18 protein-coding genes are annotated in these 17479 nt (G+C 38.1%); 3 read left to right on the top strand and 15 right to left on the bottom strand.

Features of this window, described 5'->3' with window-relative positions:
• The first annotated feature begins 13 nt into the window (after nucleotides 1-13).
• From E0E02_RS06165 to E0E02_RS06155, 3 genes are all read left to right on the top strand, one after another.
• Entirely contained in the window at nucleotides 14-1114 is a 1101-nt protein-coding gene (locus E0E02_RS06165) for a phage tail tip lysozyme (protein ID WP_133018137.1), read from the top strand.
• Nucleotides 1115-1253: 139 nt separating this feature from the next.
• Complete coding sequence (locus E0E02_RS06160; RefSeq protein WP_074561250.1) at nucleotides 1254-1526, top strand: helix-turn-helix domain-containing protein; 273 nt, start codon at nucleotides 1254-1256, stop codon at nucleotides 1524-1526.
• Nucleotides 1527-1535: 9 nt separating this feature from the next.
• A complete protein-coding gene (locus E0E02_RS06155) occupies nucleotides 1536-2756 on the top strand; it encodes a tyrosine-type recombinase/integrase (RefSeq protein WP_074626795.1) in 1221 nt (406 codons plus the stop codon).
• 106 nt (nucleotides 2757-2862) lie between these two features.
• Here E0E02_RS06155 and rpsI read toward each other — a convergent pair whose 3' ends face one another.
• The 15 genes from rpsI to adhE all read right to left on the bottom strand — a co-directional run bounded on the left by rpsI (nucleotide 2863) and on the right by adhE (nucleotide 17341).
• Nucleotides 2863-3255, bottom strand: coding sequence for a 30S ribosomal protein S9 (gene rpsI, locus E0E02_RS06150; protein WP_003067667.1), 393 nt, complete (start codon nucleotides 3253-3255; stop codon nucleotides 2863-2865).
• A gap of 22 nt (nucleotides 3256-3277) precedes the next feature.
• A complete protein-coding gene (gene rplM / locus E0E02_RS06145; protein WP_133018136.1) occupies nucleotides 3278-3724 on the bottom strand; it encodes a 50S ribosomal protein L13 in 447 nt (148 codons plus the stop codon).
• 203 nt (nucleotides 3725-3927) lie between these two features.
• The gene (locus E0E02_RS06140; protein ID WP_133018135.1) at nucleotides 3928-4884 is read right to left on the bottom strand and encodes a ketopantoate reductase family protein; all 957 of its coding nucleotides are present in this window, start codon (nucleotides 4882-4884) and stop codon (nucleotides 3928-3930) included.
• A 105-nt stretch (nucleotides 4885-4989) separates the two neighbouring features.
• Nucleotides 4990-5619, bottom strand: a complete 630-nt coding sequence (locus E0E02_RS06135; protein ID WP_133018134.1) for a helix-turn-helix transcriptional regulator — start codon at nucleotides 5617-5619, stop codon at nucleotides 4990-4992.
• A 109-nt stretch (nucleotides 5620-5728) separates the two neighbouring features.
• The gene (locus tag E0E02_RS06130) at nucleotides 5729-6184 is read right to left on the bottom strand and encodes an ABC transporter permease (RefSeq protein ID WP_240789018.1); all 456 of its coding nucleotides are present in this window, start codon (nucleotides 6182-6184) and stop codon (nucleotides 5729-5731) included.
• Between the two features lie 109 nt (nucleotides 6185-6293).
• Entirely contained in the window at nucleotides 6294-7154 is an 861-nt protein-coding gene (locus tag E0E02_RS06125; RefSeq protein WP_133018132.1) for a DegV family protein, read from the bottom strand.
• A 149-nt stretch (nucleotides 7155-7303) separates the two neighbouring features.
• On the bottom strand, nucleotides 7304-7816 hold the full coding sequence (locus E0E02_RS06120; RefSeq protein WP_039697544.1) for an NYN domain-containing protein: 513 nt from the start codon (nucleotides 7814-7816) through the stop codon (nucleotides 7304-7306).
• 43 nt (nucleotides 7817-7859) lie between these two features.
• Complete coding sequence (rlmB, locus tag E0E02_RS06115; RefSeq protein ID WP_133018131.1) at nucleotides 7860-8609, bottom strand: 23S rRNA (guanosine(2251)-2'-O)-methyltransferase RlmB; 750 nt, start codon at nucleotides 8607-8609, stop codon at nucleotides 7860-7862.
• 60 nt (nucleotides 8610-8669) lie between these two features.
• Nucleotides 8670-9071 (bottom strand): Mini-ribonuclease 3, encoded by a 402-nt coding sequence (locus E0E02_RS06110; protein WP_132869167.1) that lies wholly within the window; start codon nucleotides 9069-9071, stop codon nucleotides 8670-8672.
• Nucleotides 9064-10410 (bottom strand): cysteine--tRNA ligase, encoded by a 1347-nt coding sequence (gene cysS / locus E0E02_RS06105; protein WP_133018130.1) that lies wholly within the window; start codon nucleotides 10408-10410, stop codon nucleotides 9064-9066. The genes E0E02_RS06110 and cysS overlap by 8 nt, the downstream gene beginning before the upstream one ends.
• A 31-nt stretch (nucleotides 10411-10441) precedes the next feature.
• Nucleotides 10442-11059: a serine O-acetyltransferase gene (gene cysE / locus E0E02_RS06100; RefSeq protein WP_020916093.1), complete on the bottom strand. Its 618-nt coding sequence runs from the start codon at nucleotides 11057-11059 to the stop codon at nucleotides 10442-10444.
• Nucleotides 11060-11074: 15 nt separating this feature from the next.
• Nucleotides 11075-11830, bottom strand: coding sequence for an SseB family protein (locus tag E0E02_RS06095; RefSeq protein WP_039697541.1), 756 nt, complete (start codon nucleotides 11828-11830; stop codon nucleotides 11075-11077).
• Nucleotides 11831-11874: 44 nt separating this feature from the next.
• The gene (pnp, locus tag E0E02_RS06090) at nucleotides 11875-14067 is read right to left on the bottom strand and encodes a polyribonucleotide nucleotidyltransferase (RefSeq protein ID WP_133018129.1); all 2193 of its coding nucleotides are present in this window, start codon (nucleotides 14065-14067) and stop codon (nucleotides 11875-11877) included.
• A gap of 216 nt (nucleotides 14068-14283) precedes the next feature.
• Nucleotides 14284-14514 (bottom strand): GlsB/YeaQ/YmgE family stress response membrane protein, encoded by a 231-nt coding sequence (locus E0E02_RS06085; protein ID WP_006531339.1) that lies wholly within the window; start codon nucleotides 14512-14514, stop codon nucleotides 14284-14286.
• 145 nt (nucleotides 14515-14659) lie between these two features.
• Nucleotides 14660-17341 (bottom strand): bifunctional acetaldehyde-CoA/alcohol dehydrogenase, encoded by a 2682-nt coding sequence (gene adhE, locus E0E02_RS06080; protein ID WP_133018128.1) that lies wholly within the window; start codon nucleotides 17339-17341, stop codon nucleotides 14660-14662.
• Between the last annotated feature and the right edge of the window lie 138 nt (nucleotides 17342-17479).

The raw sequence follows: 17479 nt of genomic DNA, 5'->3' as shown, positions 1-17479 counted from the left end.
CTGAGGTAAGCCAATGAAGAAAAAAATACTCATTTTAGGGTTATTACTTCCTTTTCTTCTACCAGCTACTTTACTGATACTTATTGCAGGAAATCTGTCTGATGATACTACAACTTCTCAAAATGGACAAGAAACTTCCTTGACAGCCAAAGAGGTAGCCAATAAAGCCAATATTTCTGAAGAACGTGCTAAAGACGTCATTCAAATTCTTAATTATCAACTCTCTCACGAAGGCTTTTCTCTAGCTGGCAGTGCCGGAAGTCTTGCAGTAGCTGAACGGGAAAGTGGCTTTGACCCTAAAGCTATTAATACTAGTGGAGGGGTGGCAGGTTATTTCCAATGGTCTGGGTGGTCAAGTTCAGTCAATGGTAATCGCTGGGCTTCTGCTCCACAAAGAGCACTAGAATCTCAAGTAGAATTAAAATTAATGTCTACTGAACTTAGTGGTGCTTATGCAAATGTCAAAAGTAAAATGCAGTCAGCTAGTGATGCGGGAGAAGCAAGTCTCTATTGGTCTGAACATTATGAGGGAGTTGCTTTATCTGATGGACAAACTAAAGCTGACCAACTCAAAGTGAATGCCCGAAAATGGTATAACATCTTCAATGGAACATTAAAAAACAGCAAAACAACAATAACTTTTTCGGGTAACACTGGATTATCTAAAGGAACACTACTATCCTCCTTTGATTTTCCAAGTGAATATAATGGTAAACTAAAATACGGACAACCAACTTCCAAAAGCGTCACCACACAAGGAGGAAACTCTTATCCTACTGGTCAATGTACTTGGTATGTTTGCAATAGACTAATTGAGACAGGTATTTGTACTGATCCTGCTATTTACAATAATAATGGTAATGGGCAAGATTGGGTTTCGGCACTTGTTTCAAAAGGTTGGAAACAAAGTAACTCACCACAAGTCGGTGCGGTTATGTCAGTAAAAGGAGGATATGGAGAAACATTAGCACAATACGGACACGTTGCCTTTGTTGAAGCTGTCAATAAAGACGGTACATTTCTAATATCAGAATGTAATTATAATCACATTCAAGATAAACCACACTATCAAGTTTTATCACCACAAAGCTACTATAGCTTTGCAGTAAAATGATTTAAACTACTATTTATGATTAAGACTAGTTTAAGATGCTATATGCTATAATATAATTATCCTAAAACTTTTCTTTTTCATAATCTCCACGGGAGCAAGTATCAACTTGCTTCCTTTTTTATTTTTGAGGAGGAAAAATATGCAAGTAATGTTAGCAAAAGAACAAACACAAGAAATTCAACACATGATTGGAGAATTGATAAAAGAGGAAATCAAGAATGTTAGAGAAGTTTCTGGAGCTGATAGCCCTTTTTTAAACAAAAAACAAACTTGTCGTTATCTTGGAATTTCAAACAATACACTTGATTTATGGATTAGTATGGGACTTCCATATATTAAAATCGGAAAATCAATTAGATTTAGTAAAGAAAGTGTTAACCAATGGATGACACAACTTGAAATTTCTGCGTAAGGAGAAAAAATGGCTATTAAAAAAACTAAAAACGGAACTTACCAATTACGATTATATATACCTGAAGATGTACAAGCCAAACTTGGTTTAAAAAAATTGTATGAAAAACGCTTCAAAACAAAACGTGAGGCAAAAGAAGCAGAGTTAAAAATATCTGTTGATATTGAAAAAGCAAGACATAACAAACTTTACCAAAAAACTATAAAAAAAGAAGATATTCTCTTCTCAGATTTCTATAAAGAAGTTTGGCTAGAACCGTACATAGCTGGGCAAACTACTTCAACAAATAGACCTCCTACACCTGCTACCGTATTTCAAACCAAAAGTATGTTTAGACTCCACATTTTACCTATTCTAGGGAATTACTCATTAAGTTATCTTAACGAAAATAAACAATTAGTCTTATCACTACTCACTCCCAAGGCAAATAGTTATGCGAATTTTAAAGCTATTAGAGGCTATATTAACTCAGTCTTCGATTGGGCTGAAGAACTAGAGTACATCCCTAGCAACCGACTCCATAAAACCATCAGTCGAATTAAAGCAGTAAAAAAACAAATTTTAAAGGAAAATAAACGTGATGAAGATTTGACACTAGATGAAGAAGAGCTACGTTTTTGGTTACAAGCATTTGATGAAGATTTAAAAAATGGATTAATAGAATTCAAAGACTATGTCCTCTTCTATACAACATTTTTTCTTTCAGATAGGAAATCAGAATCCTATGCACTTCAATGGAAACACGTTAATTTCGAAACTAATCAAATATTAATTGAAAATGCTCTTGACAGATTTGGAAATGTAAAAGCAACTAAAGGAGGGAAAAAGACAATTTTCAATGCACCTCTTGAGCTCATGATACTACTAAAAAAGTGGAAAAAATTACAAAAAGAGGAATTGAAACAATTTGGGCTCAGACAAACGAATAATCAATTTATATTTACCTATAATGATAGAAAAAATAATATAAACACCGTTCTTCACATTGATTATTTAAACTATCGTATGAATTCTATTAGGAGACGTCACCCTGAGTTAGCCCCTGCCTCTCCTCATAAATTAAGGCACACTGGAGCAACTTTAGCTAAAAAAGCAGGAGTTCCTATTGAAGAAATTTCTGAAGCATTAACCCACAGCGATCAATCAACCACTAAGACATATATCAATACAAAAAATACTGTAAAACAACCAGTTGGTGAAATAGTTTTTAGAAACCTCAAAAAGCAATAGTGGAAATTTGGTGGAAATTTTGGTGGAAATTTTATATTTTTAAGCAAAAAAAGACACCCAAGATAAAAATCTTGAATGCCTTGAAACGTTGATATAATCGTATTGATTAACGTTTTGAGAATTGTGAAGCTTTACGAGCTTTTTTAAGACCTGGTTTTTTACGTTCAACCATACGTGCATCACGTGTAAGAAGACCAGCGCGTTTCAATGAATCACGGAAGTCTGGGTCTACTTGAAGCAATGCGCGAGCGATACCGTGACGGATAGCTCCTGATTGACCTGCGTAACCACCACCTACAACGTTAACGAAAACGTCGTATGAACCAACAGTTGAAGTAACTGCGAATGGTTGGTTGATAACAAGACGAAGGTCAGCATGTGGGATGTATTCTTCTACATCTTTTTTGTTAACTGTGATTTTACCAGTACCTGGGACCAAACGTACGCGTGCAACAGCGTTTTTACGACGACCAGTACCTGTGTATTGTGCTTGTGCCATTTAATAGATGCTCCTTTCTCTCTTAGATAAGTCCTTTAATATCAAGTACTTCTGGTTGTTGAGCAGCGTGTGTGTGTTCGCTACCTACGAAGACTTTCAATTTCATGCCTTGTGCACGTCCAAGAGTGTTGTGTGGAAGCATGCCTTTAACTGATTTTTCAATCAAGCGAACAGCGTTTTTAGAACGAAGTTCACCTGCTGTGATTTGTTTCAATCCACCTGGATACATTGAGTGAGTGTAGTAGATTTTATCAGTTGCTTTTTTACCAGTTAATTTAACTTTTTCAGCATTGATAACGATAACGAAGTCACCTGTATCAGTGTGTGGTGTAAATGTTGGTTTGTTTTTTCCGCGAAGTACGCTAGCAACTACTGCAGAAAGACGTCCAAGAGGTACATCTGTTGCGTCAACAACGTACCATTTACGTTCAACTTGGCCTGGTTTAGCCATGAATGTTGTTTTGTTCATGAGTTCTCCTATACGAATTCGTTTTTGTTTACAAAATGTGGATGTTCCGGTCCACGAGTTATTTGAAAGGTTCCGGGGCCTTACAAATGGGGTAAACAATACCGTTTATTATAATACCAAAAAAAGTGGTAGTAAGTCAACACTTACGAACCATCTTTTCTAAGTTTTTTTAGCTTTTTTTCTGCACTTCTTGGCGAAAGCGGTTAGCGGAATTTCCGAGTATTTTCAGCCAAATGAACCAAGTGACGTAAGAAGTCGTGAGTCTTAGCTTGATAACCATTGGCTACTCCTAAATCGTAAATATAACCATTGATATAGTCAACTTCTGTTTGTCTTCCTTTACTCATATCCTGATACATTGATGGGTAATGAAGTGGACTCGTTTCTGCACTAACATATCGAATAGTCTCCCATTCTTGCTCACGACTGCCAAGTGGCTTTATTCCAGCTAACTCTGCGACTTCATACGCTTCATCGATTAGTTGCTTACCTAAGGCTTCTGCACCTTCATAATCAATATATTGGCCCATGCGGATTTCAAAAAGTGTGCAAATCGTATTAATAACTGAATTAAAAACAACCTTTGTATAAAGTGTTCCTAAAAAATTATCCGTCAGATTTGGATTAAGATTTGATGCACTAAAATCAGCAATAATCTGCTTTTGAACGCTATCGACATAACCGGACTGTGCGGCTAAATTAATCGAACCTGCGCCAGCCTTTCCGATAAAATCGACATCTCCTGCAGCTTTTAAAACTGTTCCAATTAAACAAGTCCCTGCCAAAACTTTTTCAGGAACAAAATAGTGATTAATCTTTTCAACGTGCCCCATGCCATTCATACCGGTAAAAACATACTGGCTACTATTGAAGAAGTGTTTGCTTCGCTCCAATAATTCTTGCAGATGCATTTGTTTGTCAAAAATAATCAAGACATCTGGTTTTCCACGATAGTTTTCTGGTAGATAAATATCAATTGGAACCAAATGACGATTCTTGCCATCACGTGACTGGTAGACACCACCTTGTTTTTGAATTGTATCAACTTGTTCTTGCCAAGTATCGATAAAATCAACTTGAGCTTTCAAATGTTCCTTCAGCAATAGTCCAAATCGTAATCCCATTGCACCACTTCCAAGTACTGCATACGTTAAAGCCATCAATCTACCTCCCTTGATTTTTTAAAATTATATCACTTCTCTCAAGAAATAAAGCAGGTTGAGGGTATTGAATTTTTTTATGGCTAGTTATAACTATTGTGAAGTCTACCCCTTAACACTCACACTATAGTCTAAACTAACAACCTTTTCATGATAATGATCGGCAGTAATTTGAACTTTATAAGACCCTTTTTTAAAGTAAAGTTTTTGGCTATCTTTTAATTCATCGCCATCAAGTTGATAGCAACACTTGTTATTTTCATCAACAATACTTAAATGTAAATCTCCATCATCTGTCATGCCATTTACTTTAAGATTCAACTTTTCATCTTCTGGCAATGTGAAATAACCTTTAGCAACTTCTAAAGTTTTTTGGCTAGTTGCACTTTGACCATAAGTCTTATCTTTTTTCATTGAAAACTTGACTGAGTGTTCTTCATTATAGTTATACAAAAAGAATGCTCCGATAAGGCAAACCACTGTGGCAATTACAGCAAGCATTGGCCACAGCTTCTTCTGCTTATCAGAATTTTTTGCTACACTTGGTATAGTTTCTTTTTTAATTAATTGGTCAACAGAGATGCCAAAATAATCACTAATTTTAACCAGCATTTCTACATCTGGATAGCTTTTCCCATTTTCCCAATTTGATACAGTCTGCCTTGATACATGAAAAATATTGGCAAAATCATCTTGACTCATCTGATATTGTTTTCGTAATTCACTGATATTCATTTTTTCCACCTTTCACCAAAATTATCCTCTTTTTTTCATTTGAATACTAGCAAATACCTTTTGACATCATAGCAAAACTCTTTGACATATCCCATTTAGCAATTTGACGTTACAAAAATTGCAGCAAATAACCATCTATTACGGCAATTAGAAGATACATCACAAAAGCTCTTGTAAATGATTCTATATGTTTTCTAGGATTCTGATATAGGTCTTTTTCAGGGATTTTTGTAAAACGAATGCGTTTTGTACGTCTCCACCAAATTAAATCAATCACAAGTAAATCAAATAAATTCAATCCTTGTCCTATGATACTTAAACAAATGAAATTGTGTAAAAAGTTTGGCTTTCTAATAGCTATTCCCAAAATAAATAATATTACCAAAAAGATTAAAAAATTTAGCAAGAATACCACACACTTATTAGTTGTTTTAACTTTTGCTCGATAATCCTCATTATTTCTTATCAAAGTCTGAACTTCATCTGGATACGATGAAAAACTTTTTAAATTTTTATCATCAGTTCCTGTCCCTAAAAAGCACAAGATAAAAAAGAACAGACACAAACCAACCGTCTCAATTGCTACAACTATCTTACCTCACTCCAATTCAAATATTAAATATCACCGTCATTATGTTTTACAAAAAAAGCAGACTAGGTCCACTTTTTTGATTTTATCGTGCTTCTTTTCCGATTGTAAAGACGGCTAGTGTTCCAGGTCCTACGTGAGCTGAGATAACTGGACCTAATGGCATAATAAGCACATCATCAATCATGTCATCTTCGAGCAATGATTCTTTCAAGCTTTCAGCACCTTCTACATCATTGGCATAAGCAACAACAGCTGTTTGGTGAGCTAGGGATTCTGTTGCCTGTGCTACAACTTCTTTTAGGGCTTTTTTACGTCCACGAATTTTTGCTAATGGAACAAGTTTTCCTGTAGCATCCAACCACAAAAGAGGTTTGATATTAGCTAAACTTCCCATAATAGCTGATGTTTTTGATAAACGACCGCCACGCATCAAATGATAAAGGTCATCAACCAAGAAATATGTTCGTAAGCGTGGCAGAATGTCTACAACCATCGCTTTAGTTTCTTCGAGTGTCTTGCCTTCATCACGCGCTGCAGCTGCTAGAACAGATAAATAACCTTCTCCTCCTGCTGCCGCCAAGGTATCAACGATTTCGATAGTTGCATCTGGAAAATCTTCCAAAACAAGATCACGCGCAATCATTGAACTTTGGTAAGTCCCTGATAAAACAGAAGAAAAAGCTAGGTAAAGCACTGCATCACCATTTTGTGCATGACGACGGAAACTTTCCTCAAACTGTCCCACATTAACTTGACTAGTTGTAGGTTTACCACCATTTTTCATGCTTTCTAGTAGCTTTTCACTCGTCAAACGATTTGGACCAACCGTCTCATAGATTTCCCCGTCTAATTGAATAGTTAGCCCTAGGATTTCAACATCATGAGCTTTCGCCCAATTTTCATCTAAGTCTGCTGTTGAATCCGTTAGTAATTTAAAAGTCATAATTCTCCCTTTGCTATAAAAACAATCATACGTTCAATGTTATCAATCATTGTCATCGAAAAATACTTTGATAATCAAATAATTTCTTTTTCATTATAACAAAAAAGCCCGCATTTAGCGAGCTCCTTTTTAAAAAGTCCTTTGATGTTTTAAATATCATCAAGCAATTGTTTTAATTTATCCATTTGTCCATCATTCCATGGGCTAAGTTTTGGAGTGGTTAAATCAATGTGTTTTGACATTTTGTCCAAGTCTGATTTAACCGTATTTACGCGCTGCTCCAATTCACGAGCTGACACCCGAAGGGCACCTTGCGAAAAGACCGTCCATTGTTCATTTAAATCACTAGTTGCAACTTCCACAAGATGGCGAGGTGTATTTAACTCAGCTGCTGTACGTTCAATATAAGAATCAGCCGTTTCATCTTCTTCAGTAAAGATAACTTGGATTTTATATTGGTCATAACGTTGACGCAAACCTGGAACATACTGAGCATCAAAGACACAGATAATATCCAGATTTTCAAAATGGGCATAGTTATTGAGCTTACGCAGTAAAATATTGCGTGCTTCGTCTAATCGATTTGTCTTAAAGAGTTGACGTGTTTCCTGCCAAAAGGCAATCATGTTATAACCATCAACTAAGAGGATTCTTTTCTTCATTTTTTAGTCCTTTCACAGATGGCTCATCAAGTCTTACAAAAAATTAATCTAATTTATGACGGAAAACTTCGTACATCAATACTGCAGCTGCCACACTGGCATTCAAACTTTGAACGTGACCATTCATCGGAATCGTAATCATTTCATCCACTTGTTTTTTGATGTTTGGTGAAATGCCTTTTCCTTCGTTACCAATGATTAAGGCTAGTTTGCCAGCTGTATTCCATTTGTGTGATGGTGTTCCGTTCATATCTGTACCAAATACCCAGAAACCTTGTTCTTTCAATTTATCAAGAGTTTGGCTGAGGTTTGTCACACGAGCAATCGGAACATGTTCGACAGCACCAGTTGATGTTTTGGCAACAACAGGTGTCACACCAACCGCACGATGTTTCGGAATAATCACACCAGTGACATTTGTTGCATCAGCTGTTCGCAAAATTGAGCCAAAATTATGCGGGTCGTTGAGTCCATCCAAAATTAGAATCAGTGGGTTTTCTTCCTGCGCAGCTTTTTCTAAAATGGTATCTAATTCAGCATAAGCAAATTCTGAAACGCGTAAAACAAAACCTTGGTGAACGGCACCATTTGTCATGTCACTAAGTGTTTTTTTGGGCGTCCAAGAAATAGAGACTTTTTTCTCTGCTGCTAAGCTTTTAATTTTATCAACATTTTTTCCACGCAAGTCATCTTGAATGTAGAGTTTATTTCCTGTATTAGCTTGAAGGGCTTCTGTTACGGCATGCACACCATAAACGATGTCATTTTGATCATTAAATTCTTTGTTCTTCATAGTGCTATTATAACATGAAAACCAGCTCTCATGCGAGAACTGGCTATTTTTATTTTTTACTTAATCTTCGATTTTTTCAACAGCTTGAATGCACCAATCAATAAGCTCTTCGAGACGATCAATCTGATCTGTCATATGAAGGTAACCCATGACCGCTTCAAATCCTGTCGACATGCGGTAAGTCACAACGTCAGCATTTTTAGCTTTGGTATGACTATTTGTATTGCGACCGCGCTTATAGATTTCTTCTTCCTTTTCAGTCAATAGCTGCGCTTCTAGCATCATATTAATCAGCATTGCTTGAGCTTTGGCTGAAACATACATCGTTGCTTTGCGGTGCAATTGATTAGGTTTTGTCATACCTTGAAAAATCAAGTGTTTACGAATATAAGTCGAATAAATGGCATCTCCTTCAAAAGCAAGGGCAATACCATTAATAAGATTGACATCTACCTTAGTCACGTGTCCACCTCACACCATCTTTAGTATCAAGTAATTTGATACCTTGTGCTGCTAGCTGATCACGAATAGCATCTGCTGTTGCAAAATCACGATTCGCACGCGCTTCTTGACGTTTTTCAATCAATGCTTCAATGTCTGCATCAAGCACTTCTTCTTCAAAGACAATACCAAAGACAGCAAGCATTTTAGCAAAAGTATCTTTGGTTACTTGGTCATAATTCCCTGAATTAATCCATTTTGCCATGTCAAAGACAACTGTGATACCATTTGCTGTGTTGAAATCATCATCCATCGCTGCTTCAAAATCAGCTTTGAATTTTGCAAGTTCAGCTGCATCAACAGCTTCGCCAAGTGGCAAGGTAAAGGTATTTTTCAAATACTTAAGGTTAACAGATGCGTCGTGAACTGCTTTTTCAGTGAAGTTGACAGGTTTGCGATATTGTTGTGTCGCAAGGAAGAAGCGAAGCACTTGACCATCAACAGTTTTCAACATGTCGTGAACTGTCACAAAGTTGCCAAGAGATTTTGACATTTTTTCATTGTCAACATTAACAAAACCATTGTGCATCCAGTAGTTAGCAAATGTTTTTCCAGTTTTGGCTTCTGATTGAGCAATTTCATTAGTATGGTGTGGAAATTCCAAGTCAGCTCCACCACCGTGAATATCAATGGTATCACCCAAGATACTTGTCGCCATTACAGAACATTCAATGTGCCAACCAGGACGTCCTTGTCCCCAAGGGCTTTTCCATGAAACTTCACCTGGTTTAGCAGCTTTCCAAAGGGCAAAATCAAGCGGATTTTCTTTGATGTCACCTTCGCCATCAACACGACCACTGGCACCTACTTCAAGGTCTTCCAAAGTTTTGTTTGCTAATTTAGCATAGTTTTTGCTTTTAGCCACGCGGAAATACACATCGCCGTTTGCTTCATAAGCAAAACCTTTATCTACCAAATCTTTAACAAAAGCAATGATTTCATCCATGTAATCAATGACACGTGGATTTTTTGTTGCAGGTTCAACGCCAAGTTCTTTGACATCTTCCATAAAGGCTGCAATGAATTTATCTGAAAAAGCTTTAGTGTCCATACCAGCTTCAGCTGCACCTTTGATGATTTTATCATCAACGTCAGTAAAGTTAGAAATGTAGTTTACTTTGTAGCCACGGTATTCAAAATAGCGGCGAATCGTGTCAAAAGCAACAACGCTTCGAGCATTCCCAATGTGAATATAGTTATAAACAGTCGGTCCACAAACATACATGTTAACTGTATTTTCAGTAATTGGGACAAAGTCACGAAGACTTCTGGTCATTGTATCGTAAATTTTAATTGTCATGTTCCTTCCTCCAATCTCATCTTAGTTTTTATTAAAGTTTTGATGAATGTAAACTTTCGTAGCAAGCTGCTTCAAGTTTTGAAGTATAGTACTCGCGGTGTTCTTCAAGGTCATGAATGGCATTTTCATCTTTTTTACCATGAACACGAACAACTTTCGCTGGTACTCCGACTACTGTTACATCTGCTGGAACATCCGATACAACGACAGCTGCCGCACCGACTTTGGAATTTTTTCCAATTTCAATTGGTCCAATAACCTGTGCGTGCGCTGAAACAAGTGCTCCTTCGCGAACGGTTGGGTGACGTTTTCCGACATCCTTACCAGTTCCACCAAGAGTCACACCATGATAAAGCATAACTCCTTTTTCTACAATAGCTGTTTCACCAATAACAAGACCAGAACCATGGTCGATAAAGACACCCTCAGCAATTTCAGCTCCTGGGTGAATTTCAATTTGTGTCCAAAAGCGCCAGAATTGGCTATGCATGCGCGCTAATAATTTCAAGCCATGTTTCCACAGGAAATGTGAGATACGATGCGCAGCCAAGGCTTTGACACCAGGGTAAGTTAGTATAATCTCCAGAGAGCTACGAGCCGCTGGATCGTTTTTCTTTACAATATCAATGGTTTCTTTCCACCAACCCATATCTTCTCCTTTCTTTTATTCGTCTTCGTCAATTTCAGACCAATCAACAAGAATTTGTTGGTCATCAAAGGGATTAATGGCAACTCCGACCGTTTCGTCAATGTCATTTTCACCGTGTCCAGGTTGATAAATATCAGCCAAACGCCATGTCAAGATACTTCCTTGAGCATTGCGAAATGGTGTTCCAAAATCTTTGTGGTTATACCATTTAGCAAAGCTTTGAAGATTTGAAAAGGCTGGAACATAGCTTTTACCTTCTGGTGTAGACATTGTCGGGAACATACGGTCAAAGCTTTTATCATCACGTGGGTGAACAAAAGCTGGGACAAGATAGTATTTATCCAAAGTATCCGCCGCAAGGTTTTCTTCACCCATAAGTTTATTCAAAATAGTTGTGTAGGCATTCAAAAATTGGATTAATTCACTACTTTTGAAAATAGTTGAATTGCCAAAATCGCCTGTTTTCTTAAGGTTAAAGACAATTCCAGTTAATCCTTTTTCAATGACTTCTTTTAAAACATCCAAAGTTGGACGTTCAACCCAATTTTGATCATTGGCACTAGCTTGTTCAGATTTGAAAGTTTCCAAATCTTCCTTATCAGAAAAGACAGGAGTCACCTTTTGCCCTTCAATATCAAGAGCATAAGGTTGATCACTAGCCAAAACTGGGATGTTGTGCAAGGCATTGACAAGCGCAATGCTATCTAAAAAGTTGTCTGGTGCGTTAACAAACGCGCGCAAACGAATATCAAGTTCATTTAAATTTGTCATCGTTAAACTCCACATTTACAAAAGATGAGCAAGTCAAAAAGTGATTAGTCGATTTTATCGTGTTTTTCTTTGTGATCACGCAAGTGTCCGCCAAATGGTGAGTGCCCTTTGTGTTCTTTTTCATGTTTTTCAGCTCTTGGTGGACGTGGAAGAAGAGCTTTCATTGACGCATCAACACGTCCTTTATCATCAACCTTGATAACTTTAACATCAACTTCATCACCAACTTCAAGCACATCAGAAACGTTAGCTGTACGTGTCCATGCAATTTCTGAAATGTGAACAAGGGCATCTGTCTTATCAAAGAGGTTAACAAAAGCACCGAATTTTTCAATACGAACGACTTTAGCGTGGTAAACTTCACCAACTTTAGCTTCGCGAACTAAACCAGCAATAATTTCTTTAGCACGGTCGATAGCTGCTTGGTCTGATGAGTAAATTGAAACATTTCCTTCATCGTCAATGTCAATTTTAACACCAGTTTCTTCGATAATTTTATCGATGGTTTCACCACCTTTACCGATAACCACTTTGATTTTATCAACATCAATCTTAATTGTATCAATTTTGGGTGCAGTTGGTGCCAAGTGAGTACGAGGTGCTGGGATTGTTGCTTCAATCAAATCAAGAATTTCAAAGCGAGCTTTCTTAGCTTGCGCAAGAGCTTCTTTCAAGATTTGTGGTGTGATACCTTCAATCTTGATATCCATTTGAAGGGCTGTGATACCTTCACGAGTACCTGCAACCTTGAAGTCCATATCACCAAAGTGATCTTCAAGACCTTGGATATCTGTCAAGATTGTGTAGTTGCTACCATCTGAGATCAATCCCATGGCAATACCAGCAACTGGTGCTTTAATTGGCACACCACCAGCCATAAGGGCAAGAGTACCAGCACAGATTGACGCTTGTGAAGATGAACCATTTGATTCCAAAACTTCAGCAACAAGACGGATAGCGTATGGGAATTCTTCAAGACTTGGAAGAACTTGCGCAAGGGCACGTTCACCAAGAGCACCGTGACCAATTTCACGACGACCTGGTGCACCGTAACGTCCAGTTTCACCAACAGAGAATTGTGGGAAATTGTAGTGGTGCAAGAAACGTTTTTTGTACTCAGCCCCAAGACCATCAACGATTTGAGTTTCACCCATTGGTGCAAGTGTCAAAACTGACAAGGCTTGAGTTTGTCCACGTGTGAAGAGACCTGAACCGTGAACTTTTGGAAGGTAGTCAATCTCAGCATCCAATGGACGGATTTCGTCAACACGACGACCATCAGGACGGATTTTATCTTCTGTAATCAAGCGACGAACTTCGGCATGTTCCATTTGTTCAAGAATTTCAGCCACGTCACGCATGATTGTTTCATAGTTTTCATCATCTGCGTAGCGTTCTTCGTAAACAGCAGTTACTTCTTCTTTGACAGCTTCAGTTGCTGCTTCACGCGCTTTTTTCTCTTCGACTTGAACAGCTTTTTGAAGGTCAGCATTGTAGGCTGCAATGATTTCAGCTTGCAATTCTGGGTCAACTTGAAGCAATTCAACTTCTGCTTTTTCTTTACCAACAGTTGCAACGATTTCTTCTTGGAAGGCAATCAATTCTTGAACAGCTTCATGTCCTTTAAGAAGAGCTTCAAGCATGATGTCTTCTGACAATTCTTTAGCACCAGATTCAACCATGTTGATAGCTTCTTTTGTACCAGCAACAGTCAATTCAAGAAGAGATGCTTCTTTTTGTTCAGCTGATGGATTGATGATAAATTCACCATCGATATAAGCCACTTGAACACCAGCGATAGGTCCGTTAAATGGAATGTCTGAAATAGACAAAGCAAGTGAGCTACCAAACATGGCTGCCATTGGTGCGCTAGCATCTTCATCATAAGAAAGAACGGTATTAATTACTTGAACTTCGTTACGGAAGCCTTCAGCAAACATTGGACGAATTGGACGGTCAATCAAACGTGCTGTCAATGTCGCATCAGTTGTTGGACGACCTTCACGTTTGTTGAAACCACCTGGGAATTTCCCAGCAGCGTACATTTTTTCTTCGTAGTTTACTTGAAGTGGGAAGAAGTCACCAGTTGACATTTTTTTAGACATGACAGCTGCACTAAGAACAGTTGATTCACCGTAACGAATCACTGCAGCGCCATTAGCTTGTTTAGCAACTTGACCAATTTCAACAACAAGTGGACGACCTGCAAAAGTCGTTTCAAAAGTTTGTTTTGACATTTTTATTCCTCTAACATTTTATTTTGATACGTCTGTTTTCTACAAAAACCAGTCTGTAAAAGACTTATAAACTCGTCTTTGCATAAAACCACGTATCTCCATTATTTTATCACATTTTATAGGAAATAGCAGAGCTTGCAGCACAGTTTTTTAAGAATCATTAAAAAGCAGCTACCAAACAGTAACTGCTTCTTCTTATAGCGTTTTATCAAATAATTACCCAAAAAATAAATCAACAACTGCAATAACGATAATGGCGCCAAGTACAGATGGTAAAATTGCCATGCCAGCAAGACTAGGTCCCCAATAACCAAACAAACTTTGACCAACAAATGAGCCCACAAGTCCAGCAAAAATATTATAAATGCAGCCCATTGACTCACCTTTCTTAGTGATAGCTCCTGCAATTATCCCAATCAAAGCCCCAACAATTAATGATCCAATCATAACAGTCTCCTTTAATGCAATATCTCTAGACAGGTCTTACAAAAATCCCTGATTAACCGTTTTTATTAACACCTTCATTCTACCACAAAAGCCTCCCAAAGGGAGGCTTAAAAATGTCAACTAATACAATTGTTAAGAAGAGGTATTAGAACATGTCAATCAATAATTGTTTCAACTCAGCAATGTAAGGTTGACGTGGGTTAGCAGGTGTACATTGGTCATCGTAAGCAAGTGATGCCAATTTATCAACAGCTGCATCAAAGGCTTCTTTTGTAACACCGTTAGCAGAAAGACGAGGGTCAACATCAACAGCTTTCATTAAAGCATCAATACGTTCGCAAAGTGCTTCTACTAATGCTGCATCATCTTTACCTTTAAGACCAAGGCTACGAGCGATATCAGCGTAATCACGTTGTGCACGATATTCTTCATAACGTGGGAAGACTGAACGTTTTACATTTCCAGCCACACCGTTGTAGCGGATAACGTGTTGCATTGCAATTGAAATAGCTAAGCCGTGTGGAAGACCAAATTCACCACCAGTTTTGTGTGCGATTGAGTGGTTAATACCTAAGAAAGCATTTGAGAAGGCCATACCAGCAAGAGTTGCTGCGTAGTGCATGTTTTCACGTGCTTGTTCACCACGAAGTGTTGGGTGTTTAGGATCATAGTTATATGAATCTTCCAAGTTTTCAATAACCAACTTGATAGCTTCAAGTGACCATGGACGAGTCAAATCAGATGCCATAACTGAAACATAAGCTTCAAGGGCATGTGACAAAGTATCAAGACCAGAAAGAGCTACTGTACGTTTTGGCACGGTCATAACAAATTCTGGGTCCACGATAGCAACTTGTGGAGTCAATTCATAGTCAGTCAAAGGATATTTAACGTGAGTGTGGTCATCAGTGATAACAGCGTATGGTGTAACTTCTGAACCTGTACCAGATGTTGTTGGGATACAGAAGAGACGTGTTGCTGTTTGGTGTTTGAATTTCACGATACGTTTACGGATATCGATGAATTTTTGTTGCAAACGTAAGAAGAGTTCGCTGACATTTTCGTAGCTATCAAGGAAATCAGCTTCTTGATCAAGTGAGTATTCGTAGATGTAACGTGCAATCTTAGCCGCATCAAGGGCAGAACCACCACCGACTGCGATAACTGTGTCTGGTTTGAAATCACGCATTTGTTTAGCAATTTCAATCGTTTGACCAAGTGTTGGATCTGGTTTGATTGTACCGTAAATTGATGTCGCAACTTTTTCATCACGCAATGCCAATTGAGCAAGAACAGTATCAACAAAACCAAATTGAACCATACCTGGGTCGGCAACAATCAAAGCGCGTTGCATTGGTTCGTATTCATCTTGCAAGTAAGAAATAGCATTTTTTTCGTAGTAAGTTTTTTCTGGTAGGCGAATCCATTGAGGACGGTTGCGACGTTTGGCAACTGTCTTAACATTTAAGAGATCGCCAGTTGAAAGATTGTGTGACAATGAATTTTTCCCCCATGATCCTGTTCCAAGTGTTAAGCTAGCTTTAAGTGCGTCTGTGTAGACATCACCAATACCTCCGACTGAATCTGGTTGGTTAACCAAGACACGTGATGCTTTCACAGCATCGCCATATTCAGCAACAAATGGGTCTGCTTGAGAACCAATTTGAATACCAGCATTGTGTCCTGCACCTTGATAGTCAAGAAGTGCTTCAACAATTTCAACACCTTCAGCACGATCTTTAGCTTTGTAAACTGAAAGGAGTGGAGAAAGTTTTTCAGAAGATAGTTTTTCACCGATATTTTTCTTATCAAGTTCAAACAAGAGAACATCTTTACCTTCTGGCAATTTCACACCGGCTTGTTCACAAATCCAGCGAGCTGGCATACCAGCAACCGGACCGTTAACACCGTGTCTGTCATTAAAGACAAAGTCTTCGAGCTTTTTATAGTCCTTCTTAGGCACAAGGTAGGCACCTTTATCTTGCATTTTTTGAAGCCATTCGTCATAAATCGGTGCTTCAACAACTGCAGAGTTTTCAGTGGCACAAATCATACCGTTATCAAAACGTTTTGATAACAACAAGTCTTCAACAGCGCGATCAACGTGTGCTGTTGCATCAACGTAGATAGCACCATTACCAGCACCAACACCCATTGATGGGTTACCTGATTTAAGAGCGGCATTTACCATACCAGGTCCACCAGTTGCCAAAATAGAAGCAATCTTCGGATTTTGGATAAGCGCTGATGTATTTGCAAGAGACGGTGTTTCAATCCATTGAACAATGTTTTCAGGAGCACCAGCTTTCACTGCGGCATCATAAAGAATTTGTGCGGCATGTGCTGAACAGTTTTGCGCTTGTGGGTGGAAAGCAAAGACAATCGCATTACGTGTTTTAAGAGCCACCAAAATCTTGAACATTGTTGTTGAAGTTGGGTTTGTTGTTGGAACAATACCAGCCAAAACACCAAGAGGTGCTGCGATTTGGATACTTCCTGAAACCTTATCTTCCCCAATGATACCTACTGTTTTTTCATTTTTAATACGTTCATAAACGTACTCAGTAGCGAAGTGGTTCTTAATATCTTTATCTTCAACGACACCACGACCAGTTTCTGCATGAGCTTCTTTTGCTAATTCAAGCGAAGCTTCTGAACCTGCAAGAGCCATCGCTGCTACGATATTATCAACTTGTTCTTGTGAATAAGTTGCATAAATACGTTCAGCTTCAAGAGCTTTTTCGACAAGAGCTCCAGTGTACTGTTGAGCCAACTCTTCAGCGCTCAACTCGTTATTCTTTACATCTGCATTTGTTGCTTTAGCCATTAAGAAAACCTCCTTATAAGTACCCTTAAAAATAAGTGCCTCATTTTTTGAGAAGAACTATATTAATGATTGATACTAAAATAAAAACAAGACCGTATAGTCTGGAATTTCAAAACTCAACGTCACTACTTGAGGTTC

Origin of the sequence: Streptococcus sp. KCJ4932 (genome assembly GCF_004352745.1) — a bacterium.
Classification (GTDB): Bacteria; Bacillota; Bacilli; order Lactobacillales; family Streptococcaceae; genus Streptococcus; species Streptococcus ruminicola.
Note: the sequence above shows the minus strand (reverse complement) of the source record. Positions and strands in the feature narration are given on the sequence as shown.

Excerpts from the sequence above, each read along its gene's own strand:
- E0E02_RS06095 (WP_039697541.1), bottom strand. The coding sequence starts at position 11,830 with ATGACAAATTTAAATGAACTTGATATTCGTTTGCGCGCGTTTGTTAAC.
- rplM (WP_133018136.1), bottom strand. The coding sequence starts at position 3,724 with ATGAACAAAACAACATTCATGGCTAAACCAGGCCAAGTTGAACGTAAA.
- E0E02_RS06125 (WP_133018132.1), bottom strand. The coding sequence starts at position 7,154 with ATGACTTTTAAATTACTAACGGATTCAACAGCAGACTTAGATGAAAAT.
- E0E02_RS06160 (WP_074561250.1), top strand. The coding sequence starts at position 1,254 with ATGCAAGTAATGTTAGCAAAAGAACAAACACAAGAAATTCAACACATG.
- E0E02_RS06140 (WP_133018135.1), bottom strand. The coding sequence starts at position 4,884 with ATGGCTTTAACGTATGCAGTACTTGGAAGTGGTGCAATGGGATTACGA.
- E0E02_RS06155 (WP_074626795.1), top strand. The coding sequence starts at position 1,536 with ATGGCTATTAAAAAAACTAAAAACGGAACTTACCAATTACGATTATAT.
- cysS (WP_133018130.1), bottom strand. The coding sequence starts at position 10,410 with ATGACAATTAAAATTTACGATACAATGACCAGAAGTCTTCGTGACTTT.
- E0E02_RS06120 (WP_039697544.1), bottom strand. The coding sequence starts at position 7,816 with ATGAAGAAAAGAATCCTCTTAGTTGATGGTTATAACATGATTGCCTTT.
- pnp (WP_133018129.1), bottom strand. The coding sequence starts at position 14,067 with ATGTCAAAACAAACTTTTGAAACGACTTTTGCAGGTCGTCCACTTGTT.
- rlmB (WP_133018131.1), bottom strand. The coding sequence starts at position 8,609 with ATGAAGAACAAAGAATTTAATGATCAAAATGACATCGTTTATGGTGTG.
- cysE (WP_020916093.1), bottom strand. The coding sequence starts at position 11,059 with ATGGGTTGGTGGAAAGAAACCATTGATATTGTAAAGAAAAACGATCCA.
- E0E02_RS06135 (WP_133018134.1), bottom strand. The coding sequence starts at position 5,619 with ATGAATATCAGTGAATTACGAAAACAATATCAGATGAGTCAAGATGAT.
- rpsI (WP_003067667.1), bottom strand. The coding sequence starts at position 3,255 with ATGGCACAAGCACAATACACAGGTACTGGTCGTCGTAAAAACGCTGTT.
- E0E02_RS06165 (WP_133018137.1), top strand. The coding sequence starts at position 14 with ATGAAGAAAAAAATACTCATTTTAGGGTTATTACTTCCTTTTCTTCTA.
- adhE (WP_133018128.1), bottom strand. The coding sequence starts at position 17,341 with ATGGCTAAAGCAACAAATGCAGATGTAAAGAATAACGAGTTGAGCGCT.
- E0E02_RS06085 (WP_006531339.1), bottom strand. The coding sequence starts at position 14,514 with ATGATTGGATCATTAATTGTTGGGGCTTTGATTGGGATAATTGCAGGA.